The organism is Janthinobacterium sp. KBS0711, from assembly GCF_000988085.1.
Classification (GTDB): domain Bacteria; phylum Pseudomonadota; class Gammaproteobacteria; order Burkholderiales; family Burkholderiaceae_D; genus Janthinobacterium; species Janthinobacterium lividum_E.
This window is the reverse complement of the sequence record NZ_LBCO01000005.1, coordinates 19,125-41,884: the sequence shown is the minus strand read 5'-3', so window position 1 is coordinate 41,884 and position 22,760 is coordinate 19,125. Positions and strand designations below refer to the sequence as shown.

Annotated in this window: 12 protein-coding genes and 1 riboswitch; of the genes, 7 read left to right on the top strand and 5 right to left on the bottom strand. The window is 64.4% G+C overall.

What is annotated here, in order from left to right:
- Nucleotides 1-10 precede the first annotated feature (10 nt).
- The gene (locus VM94_RS02830) at nucleotides 11-1,870 is read right to left on the bottom strand and encodes a M1 family metallopeptidase (RefSeq protein ID WP_046682095.1); all 1,860 of its coding nucleotides are present in this window, start codon (nucleotides 1,868-1,870) and stop codon (nucleotides 11-13) included.
- Between the two features lie 118 nt (nucleotides 1,871-1,988).
- On the bottom strand, nucleotides 1,989-4,382 hold the full coding sequence (locus tag VM94_RS02825; RefSeq protein ID WP_046682112.1) for a M1 family aminopeptidase: 2,394 nt from the start codon (nucleotides 4,380-4,382) through the stop codon (nucleotides 1,989-1,991).
- A 146-nt stretch (nucleotides 4,383-4,528) separates the two neighbouring features.
- Nucleotides 4,529-4,698: riboswitch (yybP-ykoY riboswitch) on the top strand.
- 21 nt (nucleotides 4,699-4,719) lie between these two features.
- On the opposite strand from VM94_RS02825, the gene VM94_RS02820 reads away from it, so the two are divergent.
- Complete coding sequence (locus VM94_RS02820) at nucleotides 4,720-5,295, top strand: TMEM165/GDT1 family protein (RefSeq protein WP_046682094.1); 576 nt, start codon at nucleotides 4,720-4,722, stop codon at nucleotides 5,293-5,295.
- Nucleotides 5,296-5,408: 113 nt separating this feature from the next.
- Nucleotides 5,409-5,627 (top strand): hypothetical protein, encoded by a 219-nt coding sequence (locus tag VM94_RS02815; RefSeq protein WP_138828935.1) that lies wholly within the window; start codon nucleotides 5,409-5,411, stop codon nucleotides 5,625-5,627.
- Here VM94_RS02815 and VM94_RS02810 read toward each other — a convergent pair.
- Complete coding sequence (locus tag VM94_RS02810) at nucleotides 5,624-14,251, bottom strand: GH36-type glycosyl hydrolase domain-containing protein (protein WP_046682111.1); 8,628 nt, start codon at nucleotides 14,249-14,251, stop codon at nucleotides 5,624-5,626. The genes VM94_RS02815 and VM94_RS02810 overlap by 4 nt on opposite strands.
- Before the next feature lie 393 nt (nucleotides 14,252-14,644).
- Nucleotides 14,645-16,672: an aminotransferase class V-fold PLP-dependent enzyme gene (locus VM94_RS02805; RefSeq protein ID WP_046682092.1), complete on the bottom strand. Its 2,028-nt coding sequence runs from the start codon at nucleotides 16,670-16,672 to the stop codon at nucleotides 14,645-14,647.
- A gap of 153 nt (nucleotides 16,673-16,825) precedes the next feature.
- Between VM94_RS02805 and VM94_RS02800 the strand changes: the two genes are divergently transcribed.
- Together VM94_RS02800 and VM94_RS02795 are read left to right on the top strand one after the other, a co-directional pair.
- Nucleotides 16,826-17,323 carry an Lrp/AsnC family transcriptional regulator gene (locus VM94_RS02800; protein ID WP_046682091.1) on the top strand — a complete coding sequence of 166 codons (498 nt, stop codon included), beginning with the start codon at nucleotides 16,826-16,828 and terminating at the stop codon, nucleotides 17,321-17,323.
- Nucleotides 17,324-17,464: 141 nt separating this feature from the next.
- Nucleotides 17,465-19,441, top strand: a complete 1,977-nt coding sequence (locus VM94_RS02795) for a methyl-accepting chemotaxis protein (protein ID WP_046682090.1) — start codon at nucleotides 17,465-17,467, stop codon at nucleotides 19,439-19,441.
- A gap of 10 nt (nucleotides 19,442-19,451) precedes the next feature.
- Here the strand turns inward: VM94_RS02795 and VM94_RS02790 are convergent, their stop codons facing one another.
- Nucleotides 19,452-19,952, bottom strand: a complete 501-nt coding sequence (locus VM94_RS02790; protein ID WP_082127523.1) for a thioredoxin family protein — start codon at nucleotides 19,950-19,952, stop codon at nucleotides 19,452-19,454.
- Nucleotides 19,953-20,107: 155 nt separating this feature from the next.
- Between VM94_RS02790 and VM94_RS02785 the strand changes: the two genes are divergently transcribed.
- From VM94_RS02785 to VM94_RS02775, 3 genes are all read left to right on the top strand, one after another.
- The gene (locus VM94_RS02785; protein WP_046682109.1) at nucleotides 20,108-20,398 is read left to right on the top strand and encodes a DUF3349 domain-containing protein; all 291 of its coding nucleotides are present in this window, start codon (nucleotides 20,108-20,110) and stop codon (nucleotides 20,396-20,398) included.
- A 78-nt stretch (nucleotides 20,399-20,476) separates the two neighbouring features.
- Nucleotides 20,477-21,643 carry an HPP family protein gene (locus VM94_RS02780; protein WP_046682089.1) on the top strand — a complete coding sequence of 389 codons (1,167 nt, stop codon included), beginning with the start codon at nucleotides 20,477-20,479 and terminating at the stop codon, nucleotides 21,641-21,643.
- Entirely contained in the window at nucleotides 21,640-22,737 is a 1,098-nt protein-coding gene (locus VM94_RS02775) for a M48 family metallopeptidase (RefSeq protein ID WP_046682088.1), read from the top strand. The genes VM94_RS02780 and VM94_RS02775 overlap by 4 nt, the downstream gene beginning before the upstream one ends.
- Nucleotides 22,738-22,760 lie beyond the last annotated feature (23 nt).

Below are 22,760 nucleotides of genomic sequence, written 5' to 3'. Positions count from 1 at the left end.
CAAAGGAAGTTCAATGCGCTTGCGCGGCCATCAATTTGTCGACGCTTTCCTGCGTCACCGGGTGGTAGCGTTCGCGCGCCTTCGCATACACGTCCTTGGCCCAGGCATGGCCTTGGGGCGTCTTCATCAAGGCGCTGTACAGGGGCACGACGAACTTCTGGCGGCCCACGCTCATCAGGAATGCCTGCAAGGGCTGCTGCACGTCGTAGCCGGCGTTCACGGAGGCCAGGTAGAAGCGGTAGGCCACTTCATTGTTGCCGCTCTTGCCCACGCCGTAGGCCTGGTCCAGCTCACGCAATTGCGCCGCGCTGGCCTTGTTGTTGATGTCGTTCAGGAAGTGCATCGATTCGATGGCGATCCACTTGTCCATGCCCAGGTCCTTGGTCGCCAGCTCGCCCTTGAGCCAGGCGTCGCGGTGCTGGTCGAGCAGCGCCAGGCGCGGCGAGACGACACGCTGCGCGCTGGCCGGCACGCCTGTGCCATACAGCCATTCATCGAGTTCCGCTTCGGGCATCACGTCCGGATGCTGCGCCAGCAGGTTCTTGCGCAGGTAGGCGACGAACTGCTCCGTCGTCACGCTCTGGAACGCGTGCTGGTCGAACCAGCCGCGCAGGAAGGGATCGAACACGGCGCGGCCGGCGCGGCGTTCCATCGTGGCCAGGAACCAGGCGCCTTTCGGGTAGATGATGCCGTCGTCCGTGTACGTTTCGGCCGGATTGGCATCCGCGTCGCGCGTGATCAGCGCCGTTTTCGCGGCCGGTAGTTCGCGGATCGAGGCGGCCAGTTCTTCCTGGTCGACCTGCACGCCCATCTGCGCCACGTCGCTGCCATACAGCTGCTCGACGATGCGCGTCGTGACGTAGGTGGTGAAGCCTTCATTGAGCCACATGTGCTTCCACGACGCGTTGGTGACCAGGTTGCCCGACCACGAGTGGGCCAGTTCATGCGCGATCAGGTCGACCAGGCTGCGGTCGCCCGCGATCATGGTCGGCGTGAGGAAGGTCAGGCGCGGGTTTTCCATGCCGCCGTAGGGGAACGATGGTGGCAGCACGATCATGTCGTAGCGCCCCCATCCATACGGGCCGTACAGCGCTTCGGCTGCCTGGATCATCTTTTCCGTGTCGGCCAGTTCGTATTCGGCCGCCTTGATGCGCGGCGGTTCCGCATACACGGCGGAGCGGGGACCGAGTTTGCGCACTTCCAGCTCGCCGATGGCAATGGCCAGCAGGTACGATGGAATCGGCTGCGGCATCCTGAATTTCCAGCCGCCCTTGCCCGTCGCCTTTTCGTCGTTCTCGGCGCTCATCACGACGCGCATGCCCGCTGGCGCATCGATGCGCGCGCTATACGTAAAACGCACGGCCGGCGTATCCTGCGATGGCACCCACGAGCGGGCGTTGATGCTTTGCGACTGGCTGAACATGAATGGCAGCTTGCCCGACATGGTTTGCTGCGGCGTGAGCCACTGCAGCGCGATGGCGTTCGGCGCCGTGTGATAGTAGACGCGCACCTTGCCCGGCTGGCCCGTGGTGGTGATGCGCAGCGCCTGGCCCTTTTCCGGGTCGGCCTTGTCCAGCTGGTACGGCGCCATCTGCCAGGCGCCGCGCTTGTCCTGTACCTGCACTTTTGCGATCGACAAATCGCGCGTGTCGAGCACCAGGGTGCGCGCCGCAGGATCGATCCAGTTCAAGGACAGCTCGGCATAGCCGGACAGGGTCTTTTGCTTGAAGTCCGCTTTCAGGTCCAGCTGCAGGTCGCGCGTGCGCACCTGGTCGTAGCGCGCGTAGCTGAGGGGGTCGGCGTGCGCGGCCAGGGTTACCTGGCAAAGTAGCGCACAGCCCAGCGCGCGCAGGAAGGTCAAAGTTTGCATGGTCGTCTTTTGAATGATTTGCGAAAGCCCCGGTCCGTGTGCGCCGGGGCGTCGCGCAGAATAGCACTTCCCGCGCAGGCCGGCAGAAAAAAGCGCCGGACTGGCCGGCGCTGTTTCCCTATTTCGTCTCGGCCTTGGCTTCCGGCTTTGCCTCGGGCGCCTTGAGCGGCGTATTAAAATCCTTCATCAGGTTGTTCTTGTCGCGGTCCTGCTTGAACAGCTCCAGGCGCGATGGCGTGATTTTTCTCGGCCAGCTATTGTTGCTGGTGTCGATGTCGGCCGTCTCCCAGTACGGGTCCTGCACCAGCCCTACCATCGGTTCATCCGTGACGATCACCTTGCTGATCTTGTCCGGCGCATAGCGCCACACTTCCGCCGGTACGCGCTCGATGATCTTCTTGCCGCTTTTCAGTTCGATTTCCAGGATCAGCGGCATCACCAAGCCGCCGAGATTCGAAAAATCGACCAGGTACAGATGCTTGCCCATGTTGCGCTGTTCCAGCAGCTTTCTCTCCCACGGCTCCAGCGTTTCCTGCTCTTCCGCATAGCTGTTGCGGTCCTTGTTGGTGACCGTGAATTCATCATGCTGGTTGTAGAAATCCTTCAGCGCGGGATCGATGTCGATCTTCTTCGGCAGCGCCTTGTTGCGCTGGTCCGAGATCGAGATGGGCTGCGCGTCTTTCTGCGCCTTCTTCCACGCTTTCTCGACTTCCGGATTCTTCGTGCTCACGCCATATTCGCTGATGCCGTCGATGCTGATGTCGACCGCGTCGGTGGTATAGAACCAGCCGCGCCAGAACCAGTCCAGGTCCGTGCCGGACGCGTCTTCCATGGTGCGGAAAAAGTCGGCCGGCGTCGGGCGCTTGAACTTCCAGCGCAGCGCGTACTGCTTGAAGGCGAAGTCGAACAGTTCGCGTCCGAGGATGGTCTCGCGCAGGATGTTGAGGGCCGTGGCCGGCTTGTCGTAGGCGTTCGCCGTGAACTGCAGCAAGGACTCGGAATTGGTCATGATGGGCACCTGGTTCTGGCTGCGCATGTAGTCGACGATCTTGCGCGGCTCGCCATTCCAGGACGGGAAATGCTCTTCCCACGCCTGCTCGGCCAGGTACTGCAGGAAGGAATTCAAACCTTCGTCCATCCACGTCCACTGGCGCTCGTCCGAGTTGACGATCATGGGAAAATAATTGTGGCCCACTTCGTGGATGATCACGCCGATCAGGTCATATTTGGTCGTCTTCGAATACGTGCGTTCTCCCGTCTTCTTGTCCTTCACGGGGCGCCCGCCATTGAACGCAATCATCGGGTACTCCATGCCGCCCACGGCGCCGTTGACGGAAATCGCATTCGGATACGGATAGTCGAAACTGTATTTGTTGTACTGCTCGATCGCATGCACGACGGCGCGCGTGCTGTACTGCTGCCACAGCGGATTGCCCTCGTTCGGGTAATACGACATGGCCATCACGCGCTTGCCGCCGCTATCGAGTCCCTGCGCATCCCAGATGAACTTGCGGCTCGACGCCCACGCCACGTCGCGCACACTGGCCGCCTTGAAGTGCCAGGTTTTCATCCCGGCCGCCTTGCCCTTCTCCGCCGCCAGCGCTTCCTGCGGCGTGATCACCAGCAGCGGCGTAGTGCTGTTTTTTGCCTTCGCCAGGCGCTCGCGCTGCGCCGCGCTCAGCACGCTAGCAGGATTTTGCAGCTCTCCCGTGGCGGCCACCACGTGATCGCCCGGCACCGTCAGATACAGCTCGTAGTCGCCAAATTCCAGGGTGAATTCACCGGAGCCGAGGAACTGCTTGTGCTGCCAGCCGACGGCGTCGTAATACGCGGCCATGCGGGGGAACCACTGCGCGATCTGGAAGATCGTGTTCTTGTCGTCTTCAAAATATTCGTAGCCGGAGCGCTCGACGAGCACCTTCTGGTCATTGATCTGATACGACCAATCGATATTGAACGTGATGCTCTGGCCGGGCGCCAGCGCCACCGGCAGATCGATGCGCAGCATGGTCTGGTTGACGACATACGGCAACGGCTTGCCGTTGGCCGCTTTCACGGCGGTAAGCTTGAAGCCGCCGTCAAATTCGCGGCCCGCATGGATGGCGCGCAAGTCCTCGAATTTCAGCGCCTCGTCCTCGCTGTTACTCAGCCAGGCCTGGCGCGATGGGGCACTCAATACGCGGCGCTGGTCGGCATCCTGGCGCAAGCCATTCTGGTCCAGCTGCAGCCACAGATAGGCCAGGCTGTCGGGCGAGCGGTTGTGATAGGTGATCTGCTCGCTGGCCGTGATGGCGCGCCGTTCCTCATCGAGCGTGGCGCGGATCACGTAATCGGCGCGCTGCTGCCAGTAGGCGTGGCCCGGCGCGCCGGAAGCCGTGCGGTAGCTGTTCGGCGTGGGCAGCAGCTCTTCCAGCTGGCGGAACTTGTCGTCGAAGGGTGCGGCGGCGCACAGGCCGGACAAGGGAGCAAACAAGGTCAAACACAAGGCAAGCAAGCGGACAAGGACCGGCATGGCGCATTCCATCTGGGAGTCGTGGACAGAACTGCATTCTAAGTCGAGTCTGTTTGCAAACCGGTCATTGTTGTCGAAGTCCCACACACCAGGCAGTGCCGCGCCCCGGCGCTACTGGCGCCGGCGCGGGCATTGGCGTATGATGCGCCTCGAACATTGGGGAGTAGTCGTCCCGCGGTCCTGCCGCGGGAACCTGTATCAACATGATTGGCCCGCAGGCCATGGTGCAGGTGGTTGCAGAACTTGACGAGACCATTGATCCAGGGCGGCCGCATGGGCCGGAGTCGCCCGTGGATCATTGGTTAATTCGTCCGGCCCGCGTACCTCTTGCAATCTCATGGAAGCATTCCTCATCTCCACCGGCATCGTCGGTCTCGCTGAAATCGGCGACAAAACCCAACTCCTGGCCTTTCTACTGGCCGCCAAATTCCGCAAGCCGCTACCCATCGTGCTGGCCATTTTCGTCGCCACCATCGCCAACCACGCGTTCGCCGCCGCCGTCGGCGCCTGGATCACCAGCATGCTGGGACCCGACGTGCTGCGCTGGGTGCTGGGCGTGTCGTTCCTGGCCATGGCCGCCTGGACCCTGATCCCCGACAAGCTCGATGAAGACGAGACGAAGCTGGCCAAATACGGCGTCTTCCTGACCACCCTGATCGCCTTCTTCATGGCGGAAATGGGCGACAAGACGCAGGTGGCGACGGTGGCGCTGGCGGCGCGTTATCACGATATCGTTTCCGTCGTGCTGGGCACCACCTTCGGCATGATGCTGGCCAACGTGCCGGCCGTCTACCTGGGCGACAGGATCGCCAACCGCGTGTCGCTGCGCCTCGTGCATGGCATCGCGGCGCTGGTCTTTGCCGTGCTGGGCGTGGCCACCCTGCTGGGCGCAGGCGCCGTCCTGGGGTTTTGAGAGAGCTTTAGATAATTTCTCATTTACAATATTCATGTCTATAATTACAATGTCGTCGACATGAACACTGGCGCGGTGCCACTTGGTGCCCACCGCGCTTTCTTGAGGAATGTATGCAGTTAAATAGAAAAGTGGCGGCGCTGTGCCTGGCCGCTTGCGCCATCCAGCCTGCCGCCGCCACGGCGGCAGCCGTGAACTACCACCAGGCGGCAACGCCGTCCGCGCCCGAAGTGCGCACGCGCGACCTGCTGCTGTTTGGCGCCGGCCTGATCCTACTGGCAGGCCGGCGCCGTCCCGAACACGATACGTGGCAAGTACGGGGGCAGGACTAGAGCAGCAATAGCACCGCATACTCGCGGCCCTCGTCGCGCAGGGCGATGCTGTTGCCGCCCTGCGCCACGCCATCGAGCGACAATCCCGCAGGCCGCCCCTGCGCCTGCTCCACCGTGATGGCATAGCTGCTGGCGCCGAAGCGGTAATGCAGCTTGAAGCTGCGCCACTCGGCCGGCATCGTCGGCGCCATGCGCAGCACGTTCGCTTCGCGCGTCAATCCCAGCAGGGATTCGACGATCAGCCGGTACAGCCAGCCCGACGATCCCGTGTACCAGCTCCAGCCGCCGCGTCCCACATGCGGCGCCACGGCATACACGTCGGCCGTCACCACGTACGGTTCCACCTTGTAGCGCGCCACCGCCTGCGCGTCTGCGCCATGGCGCACGGGACTGATCATGCGCAGCAATTCCCACGCCTTTTCGCCGTCGCCCATGCGGGCAAACGCCATCGCCGTCCAGATGGCAGCATGCGTGTACTGACCGCCGTTCTCGCGCACACCCGGCACATAGCCGCGGATGTAGCCGGGATTGAGGTCGGCCTTGTCGAACGGCGGATCGAGCAGCTGGATCACGCCCGAATCGCGGCGCACCAGGCGCGCATCGACCTGGCGCATGGCGCCGGCGACCCGCTCCTTGTTGGCGGCGCCCGACAGCACGCCCCAGCTTTGCGAAATCGAATCGATCTGGCATTCCTCGTTCGTGTGCGAACCCAATGGCGTGCCGTCATCGAAATACGCGCGCCGGTACCACTCGCCGTCCCACGCATGCTCCTCGACGTTGGCGGCCAGTTTCACGGCTTCGTCGCGGCAGAACTGGGCGAACGCGGCGTCGCCGCGCAGCATGGCCACTTCGGCAAAGCGCTGCAACACTTCATACAGGAAGAAAGCCAGCCACACGCTCTCGCCCTTGCCATGCTCGCCCACCTTGTCCATGCCATCGTTCCAGTCACAGGACCCCATCAGCGGCAAGCCGTGCACGCCGAGGCGCAGGCCATGGCGGATGGCGCGCACGCAGTGTTCGTACAGGTCGGCCGATTCGCCCGAACGCACGGGCAGGTCGTAATACGAATCCTCTTCCGGCTTGACGGCGCGCCCCTCGATGAAGGGCGCCACTTCCGACAGCACATTGACGTCGCCCGTGGCGATCACATAGCGGCAGGCGGCCAGCGGCAGCCACAGGTAATCGTCGGAGCAGTGCGTGCGCACGCCCCGGTCCGACGGCGGATGCCACCAGTGCTGCACGTCGCCCTCGACAAACTGGTGTGCCGCGCACAGCAGCAAGTGCTTGCGCAGCAGCTGCGGCGCCGTGTGGATCATGGCCATCGCATCTTGCAGCTGGTCGCGGAAACCGTAGGCGCCGCCGGACTGGTAATAGCCGCTACGCGCCCACAGGCGGCAGGCGATGGTCTGGTACATCAGCCAGCCATTGGCGATCACGTCGAGCGACGGGTCAGGCGTTTCGATGCGCACGGCGCCCAGGGTACTTTCCCAGTGCGCGCGCACCGCGTCGAGCGCACTGCGGGCCGCTTCCTTGCCCGCATGGCGCTGCACCATGGTGCTGGCGTCGGCATTGCGGCGCCCGCCCACGCCGAGGATAAAGACGATTTCGCGCTCCTGCCCCGGCTGCAGTTCGAACGGCACCTGGATGGCGGCACACTGGTCCAGTCCCGTGCCAGCCTTGCCGGACAGGCGCACGCGGCGCAGCGCCGCCGGCTGCGCCAGGCTGCCGTTGCGGCCGATGAATTCATTGCGGTCGCAGGTGATGGAGCGGATGCTGGCGTCCGTATTGAAGAAGCCGACGCGGCCCGAAAACTCCGTGTTGTAGTTATTGCGCGCAAACAGGGCACCGCTGATCGTGTCGACCTCGGTGGCCACGTGCATGCCGGACTTGGCGCGCAGGTCGGCCATCACCCATTCCACATAGCCGGTAACGGACAGGCGGCGCGGCACGCCGCTGTCGTTGCGCACCTTGATCACCGAATATTTGACGGCCGCATCGAGCGCCACATAGGTGCACAACTCCGTGGCGATGCCGCCTTCGCTGTGTTCGAAAATGCTGTAGCCGAAACCGTGGCGCGTCACGTAGTCGCCGCTGCCGCGAGCGGGTAAAGACGAGGGCGACCAGAACTGGCCCGTCTGCTCGTCGCGCACATAAAACGCTTCGCCGGACAGGTCGGACACGGGGTCGTTCTGCCATGGCGTGAGGCGGAATTCATGCGCATTCTCGCTCCACGTGTACGCCTGCCCCGCTTCCGACACCACGGTGCCGAATTGCGCATTGGCCAGCACGTTCGACCACGGCGCCGGCGTCTGCTTGCCTTCTGCCGTGGTGATCACGTATTCGCGGCCGTCGGGTGTGAAACCACCGAGGCCATTTTCCAGGATCAGCTCTCGCTTGGGCGCCCGGTGCGGCACGCCGCCCTGTTCGCGGGCCGGGTCCTGCAGCAGCGGCGGCATGCGCAGCACGGGGCTCGGCGGGCGCTTGACCTGCTCGGCCAGGGTGCCGCGCAAGTCGCTGATGATGGCGCGCGCCACCGATTGCAGCAAGATGCGGTCTTCATTGGCGATCTGCTCGGCCAGGCGCACGAAGATGCCGCCCGGACGGTCGATCGCCTGCGCATCGATGCCCGAGGCAATCAGGCCCATGATCTGGTCGTGCAGCAGCTGGCGGTAGCCCGACTGCTCTTCGTACCAGATCACCAGATCGACGATCAATCCTTTCAGGCGCCAATAGGCATGCGCCTGCACCATCTGGCGCGCCAGCTCGATATTGGCCGCGTCGCGTATCTGCAGCAGCACGATGGGCAGGTCGCCGGAAATGGCATACGCCCACAGGCCGGACTGGCCGCGCTGGTTCTTGATCAGGATGCTGGCTTCGGCACGCAGGGCCGCATTCGGATAGATCACGGCGTTGGCCAGGCGCGCATACAGCTGCGCGTCCGCTTCGCTGGCGTTCAACTGGCGCAGCACCACCTGGCTGTGCGTCCAGGCCAGTTCGAACACGCGGTCGGCCAGATGGCGGTCCTGGTATTTGTCGATCAGGTGCAAGGCCGCATCGCGCTGCTCGGCCATGCCGGTGACGCTGTCGACCGTGACAGCCTGGTCGGGTTCGAGCGTGATGACGTAGCGGATGGCCACGATGGGGTCGAGCACGGAACCGTGGCCGCCACTGAGCGGCCCACTTTCCTGCAGCGCCTGTGGCAGCTGCGCCGTGTTGCCGCGGCCGATGAAGCGCGCGCGGTCCGTCTCGAACGATACTTCGTAGCGCTCGATATCGTGCACGGTCATCACATGCAGCAGCCACGGCATCTGCTCCTCCTTCGAGCGGGGCCGGCGCGTGCACAGGATCGCCTTTTCATGCGCGAGGATTTCCGTCTGCACGAACAGCTTGCTGAACGCGGGATGGGCCGCATCGGCCGCCGCCGGCGCCATCACCACTTCGGCAAAGCTGGTGATCTCGATGCGCCGCTGGCGGTTCGAATTATTGCTGATGCGCGTACGCCGGATTTCGATGTCGTCCTCGGGCGAAACGACGATTTCCGTGTACAGGTCCAGGCCGTGGTCGGCACGGCGGAACTCGGCCCGTCCTTCCGAAAAAATCACTTCGTATTTCTTCGGTTCGGCCAGGGTGGGCTGGTACATGGTGGACCAGACTTCGCCATCATCGAGATCGCGCAGGTAGCAGAAATTGCCCCAGTTATCACGCGTGCTGTCTTCGCGCCAGCGCGTGACGGACAGGTCTTTCCAGCGGCTGTAACTGCCGCCCGCATTGCTCACCATGACGTGGTAGCGGCCATTCGACAGCAGCTGCGTTTCGGGCACGGCGCTGTTGGCTTGCGTGAGGATGCGCATCGGCATGGCCTGCTCGGGCGCGCCGCTGCGCAGCACCGCCAGTTCGGCCGTGTTCGAATAAAACGCGCCTGCCTGCGGCGTGCGTTCCTGCAGCACCAGCAAGGCCGATTGCAGCAGCGGATCGGACTCGAAACGGCGCTGCATCGGGCGGTCGTGCAGCAGGTAGCTGAGGGCCAAAAAGCCCATGCCCTGGTGGTGCACCATGAAGGAGCGGATGATGGCGCTGCCCTGCCCGCGCGGCAGGCGCGCCGTGGTGAAATCGATCGCCTCAAAAAAGCCGTAGCGGCCCATGTAGCCGGCCGCCTGCATGCGCTGCAGGTTCTGGCACGACGCTTCCGGCTGCACCATCAGCCCCATCATGCTGGCGTAAGGCGCCACCACCAGGTCGTCGGCCAGGCCCCGCTTCAAGCCCAGCCCCGGCACGCCGAAGGCGCGGTACTGATAGTTCAAACTGGCGTCGACCGTGTTGTAGCCGGATTCGGAAATCCCCCACGGCACATCGCGCTGGCGCCCGTAATCGATCTGCGCCTCGATGACGGAGTGGTAGGTCTGGTCGAGCAAGGTGTTCGGGTAGTTCGGCATCACCAGGAGCGGCATCAGGTACTCGAACATCGAGCCGCTCCACGACAGCAGCACGGGCTGGCCAGCCACCATGCACAGCTGGCGGCCCAGGGCGAACCAGTGCTCCTGCGGCAGCTGGCCCTGGGCGATGGCGATGAAGCTGGCCAGGCGCACTTCGGAAGCGAGCAAATCGTAGTAGCTGGGGTCCAGCCGCCGTTCGCTGACGTTGTAGCCGATGGCCAGCAGTTTTGTCGATGGGTTATACAGGAAGCCGTATTCGATCTGCGCGAAGTCGCGCGCCTGGCCCGCAGCATGGGCAATGTCGCGCATGTGGCGGCCCGCCTGTTCGCGGCCTTGCGCCAGCAAGGCGGCCAGTTCGGAAGGCGTGCCTTGCGGCGCTTCCAGGTTGGCCAGTTCGCGCAGGGTCGGCACGCGCATCAGCGCCGCATCGACGCCCGCCTGCGCCGCCCAGGGCGCCAGTTGCAGCAATTCGGCCAGCGCCGCGCGGCACTGGCGCGCCAGCGCACCCGCCCACATCGACAGCTCGCCATCCTCGCTTTGCAGGGTCAGCGACAGCAGCGCATCGGCCGCGCCATTCGCGGCAGCGAGATAGGCATGCCATTCGGCCAGGCTGGCGGGAGCGGCCGCTGCCTGCAGCAGGGTCATGCTCTCGCGCATGGCCTTGCCCTCGCCTTCGGCGGCGATGAATTCCTGCAGCACCTGCGCCGTCGTGCGGATGCCCTGCACCACCTGCGCGCCGATGATCGGGGCGTCATACAGTTCCACCAGTCCCGGCTGCAAGGTCAGCAGATGGCCGGCCAGGTTGCCGCTGTCGACTGTCGAGATGTACATCGGCTGCAGCGCCTTGAGCGTTTGCGTGTCGTACCAGTTATAGAAGTGGCCCTGGAAGCGTTCCAGCTCCCCCATGCTGTGCAAGGTGGCACGGCTGCGTTCGATCAGCTGGCCCATGGTGATGTAGCCGAAATCGTAGGCCGTCAGGTTGGCCAGCAGCGCCAGGCCGATATTCGTCGGCGAGGTGCGGTGCGCCACCACCAGGTTCGGATGCTCCTGCATGTTATCGGGCGGCAGCCAGTGATCGTCCGGCCCGACGAAAGTGTCGAAATACGCCCAGGTCTTGCGCGCCACGCCGTGCAAAAAACGTCCCTGCTCGGCCGACAAACGCGCCACGGCCCGCTCGATGGGGCGGCTGATCCACCAGGCGATGGCGGGTGCGGCCAGCCACAACAACAGCACCACGGCGGCGGCCGGCAAGGCTTCCGGGCGCCAGTAGAGCAAGGCGCCGAAGGCGGCCAGCGCCAGCGCGGGCGAGCACCACATGGCGCGCCAGCTGTCGGCCTGTGAACCGGAAGAGCTGTGCAGGTTCGAAGCGCGCCAGTCAAGCAAATGCTTGTGCGACACGCCCAGGCGCCACAGGGTGCGGGCGATGGCGTCCAGGCTGATCCACGCTTCGTACGGCAGGAAGACGAGGGTCAGCATGGCGTGCGAAAACTGCACCCCGCAGCGCCGCTCGAAGGCGGCCAGGTGCTGGCGCCACAGGGTGTCGCGTGGCTTGCGCAGCAGATCGTACAGGGCCGAAAAGACGGGCGGCAGGAAGATGATGGCCAGCACGGCCGCGCTCCAGAATGCCACGTGCGGCAAGAAGCCCCACACCAGCAGCAGCGACACGGTGGTCGCAGGCGCCACGACGCTGCGGCGCAGATTGTCGAACAGCTTCCAGCGCGACAGCATCGACAGCGGGTTGCGTTCGCGCTTGCCGGCGCGGCCCGGCACACGGCCCAGCAGCCAGCCGATCAATTGCCAGTCGCCGCGGATCCAGCGCTGGCGGCGGCTCACGTCGGCGTCGTAGCGGGCCGGATATTCCTCGTACAGCTGCGAGTCGCTCAGGAGTCCCGCGCGCAAATAACAACCTTCCAGCAGATCGTGGCTGAGGATTTTATTGTCGGGCAGGCGCTGGCCCAGCACGCGCTCGAACATGTCGAGGTCATAGATGCCCTTGCCGATGAACGAGCCTTCATAAAACACATCCTGGTACAGGTCGGAAACCGTACGCGTGTACGGGTCGATGCCCGGTTCGCCGCCACACAGCAGCTCGTAGCGCGACGCGTTCGCGCTGGGCAGCGCCACGGCCACGCGCGGCTGCAGGATGCCGTAGCCGGCCACCACGCGCGTGCCGGCCGCGTCGAGCACGGGGCGGTTCAGCGGGTGCATCATGGTGGCGATGAATTCGCGCGCCGCGTCGCGCGGCAGCTGCGTATCCGTGTCGAGCGTGATCACGTATTTGATCGTGCGCAGACCGCGCAACTCGCCTTCCACCAGCGAAAATTTGTCGCGCGCGCCGCCGCGCAAGAACGCGTGCAGGTCGGACAATTTGCCGCGCTTGCGCTCCTGCCCCATCCACGCATTCTGCTGCGAATTCCACAGGCGCGGACGGTGCAGCAGCAGGAACGGCCCGACATGGCCCAGCTCCTCGGCGTCGGCCGGGTCGCCGTTTTCCTTGAATTCGACGCCCTCCACGCGGTACTTCTCGTTCAGGGTGCGGATGGTGTCCTGCGCCTGGCGCAACAGGGCTTCGTCGCCGGGCATCGTTTGCGTTTGCGCGTCGACGAAGTCCGTCAGCAGGCAGAAACGCAGGTTCGGATCACGGTTGGCGAGATAACGCACTTCCAGCGCCTCGCACAGGGCCGCCACATTTTCCTGGCTGTAGATCAGGGTCGGCACGACAACGATACCGCGCGCGTCCGACGGAATGCCGGCCTGGTAATCCATGCGCGGCAGCGGATGCGGCGACGTCATCAGGGTCGCCAGCCAGTTCACCACGGCCACGGCCAGCTGGCTGCTGCCCAATAGCGCCAGCGCGCCCAGCGCTGCCAGGGGCCAGCCCTGCACGCCATGGCGCACGGCGCGCTCGAGCAGCAAGGCGCTCGTCGCCAGGCTCAGGAAGCAGATGGCGCCCAGGTAGACGGCCAGCGGCGCGGCGCGCGCCGTATGCTGCAGCGCCTCGACAAAGGGCAGCTTCGCGCCTGCCTGCTTTTCCAGCACCAGCACGCCGCGCCCCACCAAGTAAAAGCCGATGTGGCCGCGGCGCGCGTCATTGCCGTTGCCGTGCGTGTGCGCCAGTTGCACCACCATCTCGGCCACTTCCACTTCGCTGCGCGCGCTGCGCTTGGCGATGCGTTCGATGGCGTGGCGGTAGCTGTCGCGCGTGGCGAAATCCATCAAGCCATAGGTGCTGGCCGGGTCCAGGCGCAAGGTTTGCTCGACCACGCTCATGGTCTCGACGAATTCCTGCCAATCCATGGTGCCGAGAAAACGCAGGCTGCCGATGCTGTTGGCGATCGACACCTGGTCGGCCGCCTGCTGCCCGATCTCGGACTGGATCTGCTGCTCGATGGTGAGGCCCGACTCGGCCAGCTTGTGCGTCAGCCACGACAGCGCCAGGGTCAGCGAGGAACTTTGTCCCTGCAGGCGACGCGACAATTCGGCCACGAAGGCGCTGGTCATCGGCGGATTCGAACGGGCCATGTCGGCCACCAGCAGGATCAAGCCGCTGGGATTGCGCTCGGCGATCTCCGTCATCTGGTCGGCCCAGGTGTTGGCCAGGTCGCGCTGCGTGCGGTCGTCGGCCACGCGCACGGCCACGCGGCGCAGGTTTTCGATCAGGGCCAGGCGCAACATGATGGGCACGGCCCACAGTTCGCCCAGGGTTAAGGTGGCCACGTCCTGGTAGGCCTCGACGAAGTGGCACAGATTTTCCAGGTCGACCCTGCCATCGCCGTGCGAGATGATTTCCAGCGCAATTTTATAGACGCGCGGGCAGCCGGCATCGGGGCCCGACGTCAATCGCGGCAGCTCCTTGCTGTAGTTCTTCGGCAGGTGGCGCCGCGTGGTGCGGATCTGCTCTTCGATCAGATAAAAATTATCGAGCAGCCATTCCGACGCGGGCGTGACCTGGCGCCCGCTTTTGACGGTCGCCGTCAATTCGTTGACGGTGGCCGTGATCAGGGCCGCATTGTCGGCCAGGCGCGCCAGCAGGCGGTCGCGGCCATGATGCTTGCCCACCGCATGGCCGGTGGCCACATGCTTGCCGTGGGCGGCCATCTGCATGGCGCTGAATAATTCGGAACGCAGGGGCAAGGCATCGTCGCGCGCGGCGTCGAAGGTGTCCGGTGCAAGGGAATGGTCGCGGAAGATTTCTTTAACTTTGGAAATCTGTTCCTTGATCTGCTGCGTGACAACTGCTGTGTACTCTTTCAACTTGGGCCTCGCTAGGTGCGCGCACACAGCCAGCGGCCACCGTCACGCGAGCCCAGTCTGCAAGAACACGATCGGACACTGGCGAAGACGGAAAGCGAAGCGCCGGAGCGTTGCGACGAATCTCAGGGTATAGGGAGATTTTCTGAACTTCATCGTAGGAGGGCCGCGCAGGCAAGACCGTGCGCTAGCGTACATAGCTGGCGCTTTGGAAGCGTGTCGGCAAAGAAATTTGCAGACTGGACAGTGAAAAAATGCCGCAAGGAAACGAATAGCGTGCACCGTACCGATGATGGCACGGTGCAATATTTCAACGAGGAAAGTCCAAGCCGCTCAGGCAGCGATGGCCAGCGGGTGGCGCGTCGCTTCCGCCATCGCCATGCCGCCGTTGAGCTGCCATGCGGCGCCGTGGCCGAGGCGGCGCAAACAGGCGCTGGCGCGCGCGCTGCGATTGCCGCTGCGGCAGAAAAAGACCAGCGGGCGCTGCGGCTGCCGCAGCCACGCGGCCACTTGCCCCGCCAGGCGGCTCAGCGGTACGCTGCGTACCTCGCAGTCCTCGAACACCGTGCCGGCGCACGCCGCATGTTCATACGCTTCGCGCACGTCGACGAGGATGGCGTCGGGATGCTGGCGCAGGAAGGCGGGCAAGGCGGCCGCGTCGAGCTGCAGTTCGGCGGCCGGCACGCTACCGTCCTGCACCGTGCGCACGGTATCGCAAATGCTGCCGTCGTCGCCTGACGCGCACAGCACGGTGTCTTGCGTCAGCAGCGCCGCATCCAGCAAGGGCGCCAGCGCCTCGGAAGCCAGGTTGCCGATGAAGGCGAAGCGCTGCTCCAGCAGGTACACATGGGTTTCGCCGCACTCGATGCGGCGCAAACGCTGCTGGCCCAGCGCCAGCTCACCGTCGATATCGACGCGGCCGACTTGTTCGATCTCGAGTTCCTGCAGCAAGGCCAGACGCGCCACGCCATGGTCGGCTGGCGCCGCCGTGTGCACGATGGCCCGCAAGGCCAGGTGCTGGCAGCGGATGAAGGCGGCCAGGCGCGGCACGAGGGCGGCGACGGGATCGATGACGACGCAACTGGCGCTGGCAAGGTCGCTGAGCAGCCAGGTGCACTGGCCATCGACGCTCAACTGGACTACGCCGTCCTGCGGCGATGGCGCCAGTGTCGACGGCAACAGGCAGCTGCTGCGCAGCGCTTCACCGCAGCGCTCGATGCGCGCGCAGGCGGCGGTAATGGTCGCCGCGTCGATCAGGGGGCCGAACGATAAACGGATGGCCGAGCTGGCGCGCCATTGCGGCACGTGCATCGCTTCCAGGACATAGCTGGGGAGCGCCTTGGCGGCGGAACAGGCGCTGCCCGAGCTGACGCGCACGCGCGCCGCGTCGAACAGGTCCAACAGCTCTTTCGAGGACAGGCCCGGCACGGAAAAATTGAGCGTCGTCGGCAAGGACAAGTCGAACGGCATATTGAAGACGATGCCGGGGAAAGCGCGTTCCAGGCTGGCAACCAGCTGCACGCGGAACGCGGCCAGGTCGGCGTCGCTGCGGAAGGTCTTGCCATCGTCGAGCGCGCCCAGCACGGCGCCCAGCGCGGCGATGCCGGCCATGTTTTCCGTGCCCGAGCGCAGGCCCGCCTCCTGGCCGCCGCCCATCATCAGGGGCGTAAACGGGGCGCCGGCGCGCACGTACAGCATGCCGATGCCCTTGGGCGCGTACAGCTTGTGGCCGGAAAACGGCGCGTAATCGATGCGCGTGGCGGCCAGGTTCAGTTTCAGCTTGCCCAGCGCCTGCACGCAATCGACCATCCAGTAGGCATCGGCACCGCGTTCCTGCAGCAGGTGGGCGATGCCGGACAAATCGCTGACGACGCCCGTTTCATTATTCGCCGCCATCGTGCACAGCATGGCCGCGTCGCCGATCAGCGCACCGAGCGCCTGCAAATCGTGGCGCCCCTGCGCATCGACGGGCAGCTTGCGCACTTCCAGGTTCAGGCCCAGCAGCCGATTCCAGTGCGCCAGGCTTTCCGGCACGGCCTTGTGCTCGGTCGCGCCATACAGCAGCAGGCTGCCGATGCGCTTGCCTGCATCGCGCCGTTCGCGCAACGCACACAGCGCAGACAGCACGGCCGTCTGGATGCCTTCCGTGGCGCCGCTGTTGAACATCAGGCGGCCGTCGCCCACGCCCAGCAAGCGGGCGGCGCGCTGGCGCACGCCATCCATCATGGCCTTGGCCTGCAATCCCGTCGCGTGGGTGCTGCTGGGATTACCATAGCCCTGCTCCATCGCTTGCCGGGCGGCGGCAACGGCGGCGGGCAGCACGCAAGTGGTGGCATTGCTGTCGAGGTAGATTTCTTTCATGATGGCAGTCTGAGTATTCTATAAAAAGGGCACAGCGCAGGCGGCTGGGATATATAGATAGTCTACCGGCCTGCCCCCGTGAAGATATGCCAAAAAATACTGCAAACAAGGTACCATGCAGCATGTTCATGCCATAAAAACTGGATTAGTAAAATGAATTCACCAAACGCCTCGCTCGACAAATTCGACTGCGCCATCCTCGCAGCCCTGCAGCAGGACGGCACCCTGTCGATCGCCGCCCTCAGCGAGAAGATCGGCCTGTCCAGCACGCCTTGCTGGAAGCGGGTCAAGCGCCTGGAGGAAGAGGGCTATATCGAGAGCCGCGTGGCCATCGTCAACCGCCAAAAAGTGGGTTTGCCCGTGACCGTCTTCGTCAGCGTGCGCACGGGCCAGCACGATGAGAAATGGCTGCGCCGCTTCGCCGCCGCCGTCATCGTCTTGCCCGAGGTACAGGAATTTCACCGCATGAGCGGCGACATCGACTACCTGCTGAAAGTCGTCACCACCGACATCAAGGGCTACGACACGTTTTATAAAAAACTCATCAAGGCCGTGCAGCTGACGGGCGTGTCGTCCGCCTTTTCCATGGAGCAGATCAAGTGCAGCACGGAATTGCCGCTGGAATTGATCGCCCACGGCTTGCCTGCCTGAGACGATCGCGCGTTGCTGCAATGCAACATAAGTGAATGAAAAGCAGCAATGGTGCGATGGAAGGCGCAGTGCGGCCGGTATACTGTCTGCTCGCCTGCCCGCTTTTCTGCTCATTCTGCAGGCCATCCTCCAAGGTCTTCCATGTCTCTGCTCCGCCGCCTCTCCATCCAGAAAAAACTCCTGTTCAGCATGGGCTTGTGCCTGCTGCTCTTCATGGCGATCTCGTCTTTCCTCAGCGTGCGCATGAGCAGCGATTACGTGCGCGAGCGCGTCGTCAGCCAGGAGTTGCCGGCGCAAGTGGGCGAAATCCGCAACGACGTGCTGCGCCAGATCAGCCAGCCCCTGTCCGTGGTGCAGACCATGGCCAATGATGTCTACTTGCAAGACTGGGAAGACGCGGGCTTGCCCGACAGCGGCATCGCCACCTTCCAGCGCTACGCCACCGTGGTCAAGGAAAAAAACAAGGCCGCCTCGATCAACTGGGCCTCGGCCAGCACGGGCAAATATTTCACCACGGAAGGCTTGCTGCGTACCCTGGACAAGAACCAGGCGGCAGACCAGTGGTTTTATGGCTTGCTGGCCGGCGACAAGGCCTACACGCTCGACATCGACAAGGCGGAAAACTCCAGCGACCTGATGCTGTACCTGAATGCGCGCGGCCAGACGGCGGGCGGCAAGCAGATCGCGGCCGGCCTGGGCCTGTCCATCAATGCGCTGGCCGACACCATCCGCAGCTACAAGATCGGCCAGACGGGCCATGTCTACCTGGCGCGCGCGAATGGCGTGCTGCTCGTGCACCGCGACACGGCCTTGGCCGACGGCAAGCATGCACTCAAGGATTTGCCCGGCTTCAGCGATACCCTGAGCCAGAGCCTGCTGACTGGCAAAAAATACGCGTATGCCATCTACGATGCGCCTGCTGGACGCCAGTTCGTCGCCGCCTCCTTCGTGCCGGAATTGAATCTGTACGTGATGGCGGAAGTACCGGAAGCGGAAGTGCTGGGCAATGTCACGCGTTCGGCCCTGATTGCCGCCCTGATCGCCGGCCTGGTCGGTGGCGGCATCGCCCTGTGCATCATTTATGTCATCAGCCGCGCCATCGCCGCTCCCGTCGCGCGGGCGGCCGACATGCTCAGCGAAATCGCCAGCGGCAATGGCGACCTGAGCCGCCGCATGCCCGTCGAATCGGAAGACGAGGTCGGTGCGCTGGCTGCCGCCTTCAACCGCTTCGTCGCATCGTTGAACGTGACGATACGCGAAGTTCGCGACAGTACGGGTTCCATTGCCAGCGCATCGAGCCAGATCGCGTCGGGCAACCTGGACCTGTCGGCGCGCACGGAAGCCCAGGCGTCGAGCCTGGAAGAGACGGCGGCGGCCATGGAAGAACTGACGTCGACCGTAAAACAGAACGCGGACAACGCGCGCCAGGCCAATCAGCTGGTGGTATCGGCGTCGAGCCACGCCGTCAAGGGCGGTGAAGTCGTGGGACAAGTCGTGCAGACGATGGGTGCGATTACGGAAAGTTCACGCAAGATCGCGGACATTATCGGCGTGATCGATGCCATTGCCTTTCAAACCAATATCCTGGCGTTAAATGCAGCGGTCGAGGCGGCCCGTGCGGGCGAACAGGGGCGCGGCTTTGCCGTGGTGGCAACCGAGGTGCGCAACCTGGCGCAGCGCTCGGCGGCGGCGGCCAAGGAAATCAAGGACTTGATCGTGGACTCGGGCAGCAAGGTGGAAGCGGGCAGCAAGCTGGTCGACTCGGCCGGCGCCACCATGCAGGACATCGTCGTTTCCGTGCAAAGGGTGGCCGACTTGATGGGAGAAATCGCTTCAGCCAGCCAGGAGCAAAGCCAGGGTATCGCGCAAGTCAATGCCACCGTGACGCAAATGGATGACGCCACCCAGCAAAATGCGGCGCTCGTGGAAGAAGCGGCGGCGGCCGCCCAGTCCTTGCAGGACCAGGCGGGCCGGCTGGCGCAGGTGGTCAGCGTCTTCAAGCTGGAAGAGACCGGACATGCGGCGCAGCCACAGCCTCGGCAGCCGACGCACAAGCCCATGCTGCCCACGCCGTCGCGCCCGACAGCGCCGGCCAGCGATGCGTGGGAAGAGTTTTAAAGGGTGTGAATTAAATCGCCGGCGCTTTCACGCTGGCCGCTTGCTTGAAGAAATCATAAATGCCGCTCTCGCTCATGCGGCGCGCATTCGCCAGTTCGCCGCCCTTGGTGGCGTACAGCACCTGGTTGTTGTCGCTCGAGACGAGCACGGCAGCCGGGATGCCTTTCTTGAGCGGATTGCCATAGGCTTGCGCCACGTCCAGGTTATGGTCGAAGTTACCCACGTCGACCTTGACGACCTTGAACTGTTGCTGCATCAACTCCGCGTTCTTGCCTTCCTTCAATGCCTTGTCGAGCGCGCGGCAATCCTCGCACCAGTTGGCGCCAAAGATCAGCAAGACAGGCACCTGCGCCGCCTTGGCTTCGGCCAGCGCACGGGCCACGTCGGCCTTGGCGTCGGCCGCCGCGTTGTACGGCAAGTGCGGCGTGGCGACGGGGTTGGCCGGCGTCGGCGCAGCGGCAACGGCGGTGCCGGCAAGCAGCAGGCTGGCAAGGAAAAGAGAAAAGCGCATGCGGGCTCCTGAGAAAAATCGTGGGGACCAGCTGAACAGCTGCCAGCTAGTGTGATTGTCTAGAATATGCCTGCTTGTGGGAAATATCCACCATTTAATTACACTGTGCTTATGCGGAAAACGTATAAGCAACACCAAGGAGTAGCCGCTTGAGCATGCCAGATACCCTGCCCCCAACCTTGTCCGGCGCCGCGCGCATGCTGCGCAGCGCCTATCCCGCTGGCATTCCCGACTCGGCGTATTTCGCCGTATTGGCCCTGCTGTATGAACACTTTTCCGACCGCAACCTGGCCGAGCTGATGGCCGCTGTCACGGGCAGGGATGCGGCGGTGGTCCTCAATGACATCTATGCCTGCGCCAGCAACAAACCGGCACCTTCCGCCATCGCGGCCGCCAAGCGCTTGCTGGAGCAACACGGCTTGCAAGCGGTCTGTGCCGAAGATTGATGCCTGCAGGCAGCGAAATGGAACGCATGGGATAATATCGGGCTGATACTGAGCAACGCGGCCCGAACGCGCCCTCCCATGACGACTTCTTTCCTGGCACGCTGGCTGCCACAACCGAACAACGGCAGCCGCCGCGAACAATTGCGCGCCTGCGCGGGGGCCATCTGCGGCTTGCTGCTGACGGGCCTGATCTGCCATTTCCTGCTGGCCCCCGACAGCGCCAGCGTCTACCTGATCGCGCCCATGGGCGCCTCGGCGGTACTGCTGTTCTGCCTGCCGGCCAGCCCGCTGGCGCAACCGTGGTCCGTGGTGGGTGGCAATGTGGTGTCCGGCCTGATGGGCATGGCTTGCGTCAAATGGCTGGGGCCCAGCGTGGGCGTGGCGGCGCTGGCCGCCTGCCTGGCCATCGGCGCCATGTTTGCCCTGCGCTGTTTGCATCCGCCGGGCGGCGCCGTGGCGCTCACCACGGTCGTCGGCGGCGCCAGCGTGCATGCGGCCGGCTTTGAATTCGTCTTTATCACCGTGCTGTTCAATTCCGCCGTGCTGGTCGCTTGCGCCGTGCTGTACAACAACCTGACGGGACGCCGCTACCCGCACATCCAGCAACTGGTCGCGCCGCATCCGCACGCCACCAAGGATGACGTGCCCAGCAACCGGCTGGGCTTTTCGCCCGATGACCTCGACGCCGTCCTGCGCCAGCACAGCGAAGTGCTCGACATCAGCCGCGACGATTTGCAAGCGATCTTCCTGCAAACGGAAATGCGCGCTTACCAGCGCCGCTTCGGCGTCGTCACCTGCGCCGACATCATGTCGAAAGACGTGCTCAGCGTGGAATTCGGCACGCCGCTCGATGTTGCCTGGCGCACCATGCGCGAGCATCAGGTAGGCGCCCTGCCCGTGCTGAACCGGGCGCGCCGCGTCGTCGGCATCATCACGCAGACGGATTTCCTGCGCCATGGCGGCCTCGACGATTACCAGGGCATGCGCCAGCGCCTGCGCGGCTTGCTGCAACGCAGCGGCTTGTCCCACAGCGACAAGCCGGAAGTGGTGGGCCAGCTGATGACGCCGTCGCCGCACACTGCCCGCCTGGGCACGCCCATCATCGATCTGGTACCCCTGATGGCCGACGCCGGCTATCACCATATTCCCATCCTCGACGACGAAGAACGCCTGGCCGGCATCATCAGCCAGTCCGACCTGATGGCGGCCCTGTATGAAAGCCGCTTTGCCGAGGCCGTCGCATGACGCCATTCCAGGCACTGCTGACGGGCCCCGATGGCGGCTCCGCCGGCACGCCCGTCAGCGCGCATTTTTTCGGCAGCCAGCTGGCCATCGACGCGCCCGGCCATGGTGTCGACGTGGCACAGCTGGTCGTCAGCGTGGGCGGCGTCGATGGCCCGGAGCTGTTCCTGAACTGGCTCGACGCGCAAGGACGGCAAGCGTCGCTCAAGCCGCTGACGGCTAGCGACATCGCCATCGTCTTGCGCGAAGCGCCGGCCGCACTGCAGCCGCAACTGCAGCGTTTGTGGGGCGAACGCCAGCGCAATCGGCGGCAAGTGTCGGGCTGGCTGGCCGGTTTGACGGGCGCGGCCGTCGTCGCAGCCGGCCTGCTGTGGTGGCAAGGCGGCAATGCCGTCGGTGCGCTGGCAGGATTAATCCCTTTGTCGACGGAAAAACAGCTGGGCGAACTGGCCCTGGCGCAAGTGCGCGCGCAGGGCGGCGTCAGCGAAAGCGGCGTGACGCAGCAGACGGTGCAGGACATCGGCCGCAAGTTGACGGCCGGCTCGCGCTACCAGTACCGCTGGCTGATCAAGAACGACGACACGGTCAACGCATTTGCCATGCCGGGTGGCATCATCGTCGTGCATACGGGCTTGCTGCGCCAAGCCGCCGACCCGGGCGAGCTGGCCGGCGTGCTCGCGCATGAAGTGCAGCACGTGGAGCAGCGCCATTCGCTGCGGCAAATGATCAGCAGCCTGGGCTGGGGCGCCCTCGTGGGCGTGACCATCGGCGACATCAGCGCCGTGGCCGCCATGCTGGCGCACCAGGCCGGCACCCTGTATTTCAGCCGCGACATGGAAGAAGAGGCGGACCGCCTCGGTTTGCTCGCCTTGCAACGCGCACATATCCGCCCCGATGGCATGCTCAGCTTTTTCCAAAAGCTCGATGAGAAGGACAAGGCCAAGGTACCCGACTGGATTTCCTCGCACCCGCAAACGGCGGCGCGCGCGCAGCAGATTCGCAGCCTGATCGCCGCCACGCCCTGCCTTGCCTGCCTTCCCCTGACCAGCAACCACTGGCAAGCCATGAAAGCGGCCCTGCCGCCTACGGCAAGATAGCAACATTCCCCTCGTACAATTTA

Excerpts from the sequence above, each read along its gene's own strand:
- VM94_RS02830 (WP_046682095.1), bottom strand. The coding sequence starts at position 1,870 with ATGCAAACTTTGACCTTCCTGCGCGCGCTGGGCTGTGCGCTACTTTGC.
- VM94_RS02825 (WP_046682112.1), bottom strand. The coding sequence starts at position 4,382 with ATGCCGGTCCTTGTCCGCTTGCTTGCCTTGTGTTTGACCTTGTTTGCT.
- VM94_RS02820 (WP_046682094.1), top strand. The coding sequence starts at position 4,720 with ATGGAAGCATTCCTCATCTCCACCGGCATCGTCGGTCTCGCTGAAATC.
- VM94_RS02815 (WP_138828935.1), top strand. The coding sequence starts at position 5,409 with ATGCAGTTAAATAGAAAAGTGGCGGCGCTGTGCCTGGCCGCTTGCGCC.
- VM94_RS02805 (WP_046682092.1), bottom strand. The coding sequence starts at position 16,672 with ATGAAAGAAATCTACCTCGACAGCAATGCCACCACTTGCGTGCTGCCC.
- VM94_RS02800 (WP_046682091.1), top strand. The coding sequence starts at position 16,826 with ATGAATTCACCAAACGCCTCGCTCGACAAATTCGACTGCGCCATCCTC.
- VM94_RS02795 (WP_046682090.1), top strand. The coding sequence starts at position 17,465 with ATGTCTCTGCTCCGCCGCCTCTCCATCCAGAAAAAACTCCTGTTCAGC.
- VM94_RS02790 (WP_082127523.1), bottom strand. The coding sequence starts at position 19,952 with ATGCGCTTTTCTCTTTTCCTTGCCAGCCTGCTGCTTGCCGGCACCGCC.
- VM94_RS02785 (WP_046682109.1), top strand. The coding sequence starts at position 20,108 with ATGCCAGATACCCTGCCCCCAACCTTGTCCGGCGCCGCGCGCATGCTG.
- VM94_RS02780 (WP_046682089.1), top strand. The coding sequence starts at position 20,477 with ATGACGACTTCTTTCCTGGCACGCTGGCTGCCACAACCGAACAACGGC.
- VM94_RS02775 (WP_046682088.1), top strand. The coding sequence starts at position 21,640 with ATGACGCCATTCCAGGCACTGCTGACGGGCCCCGATGGCGGCTCCGCC.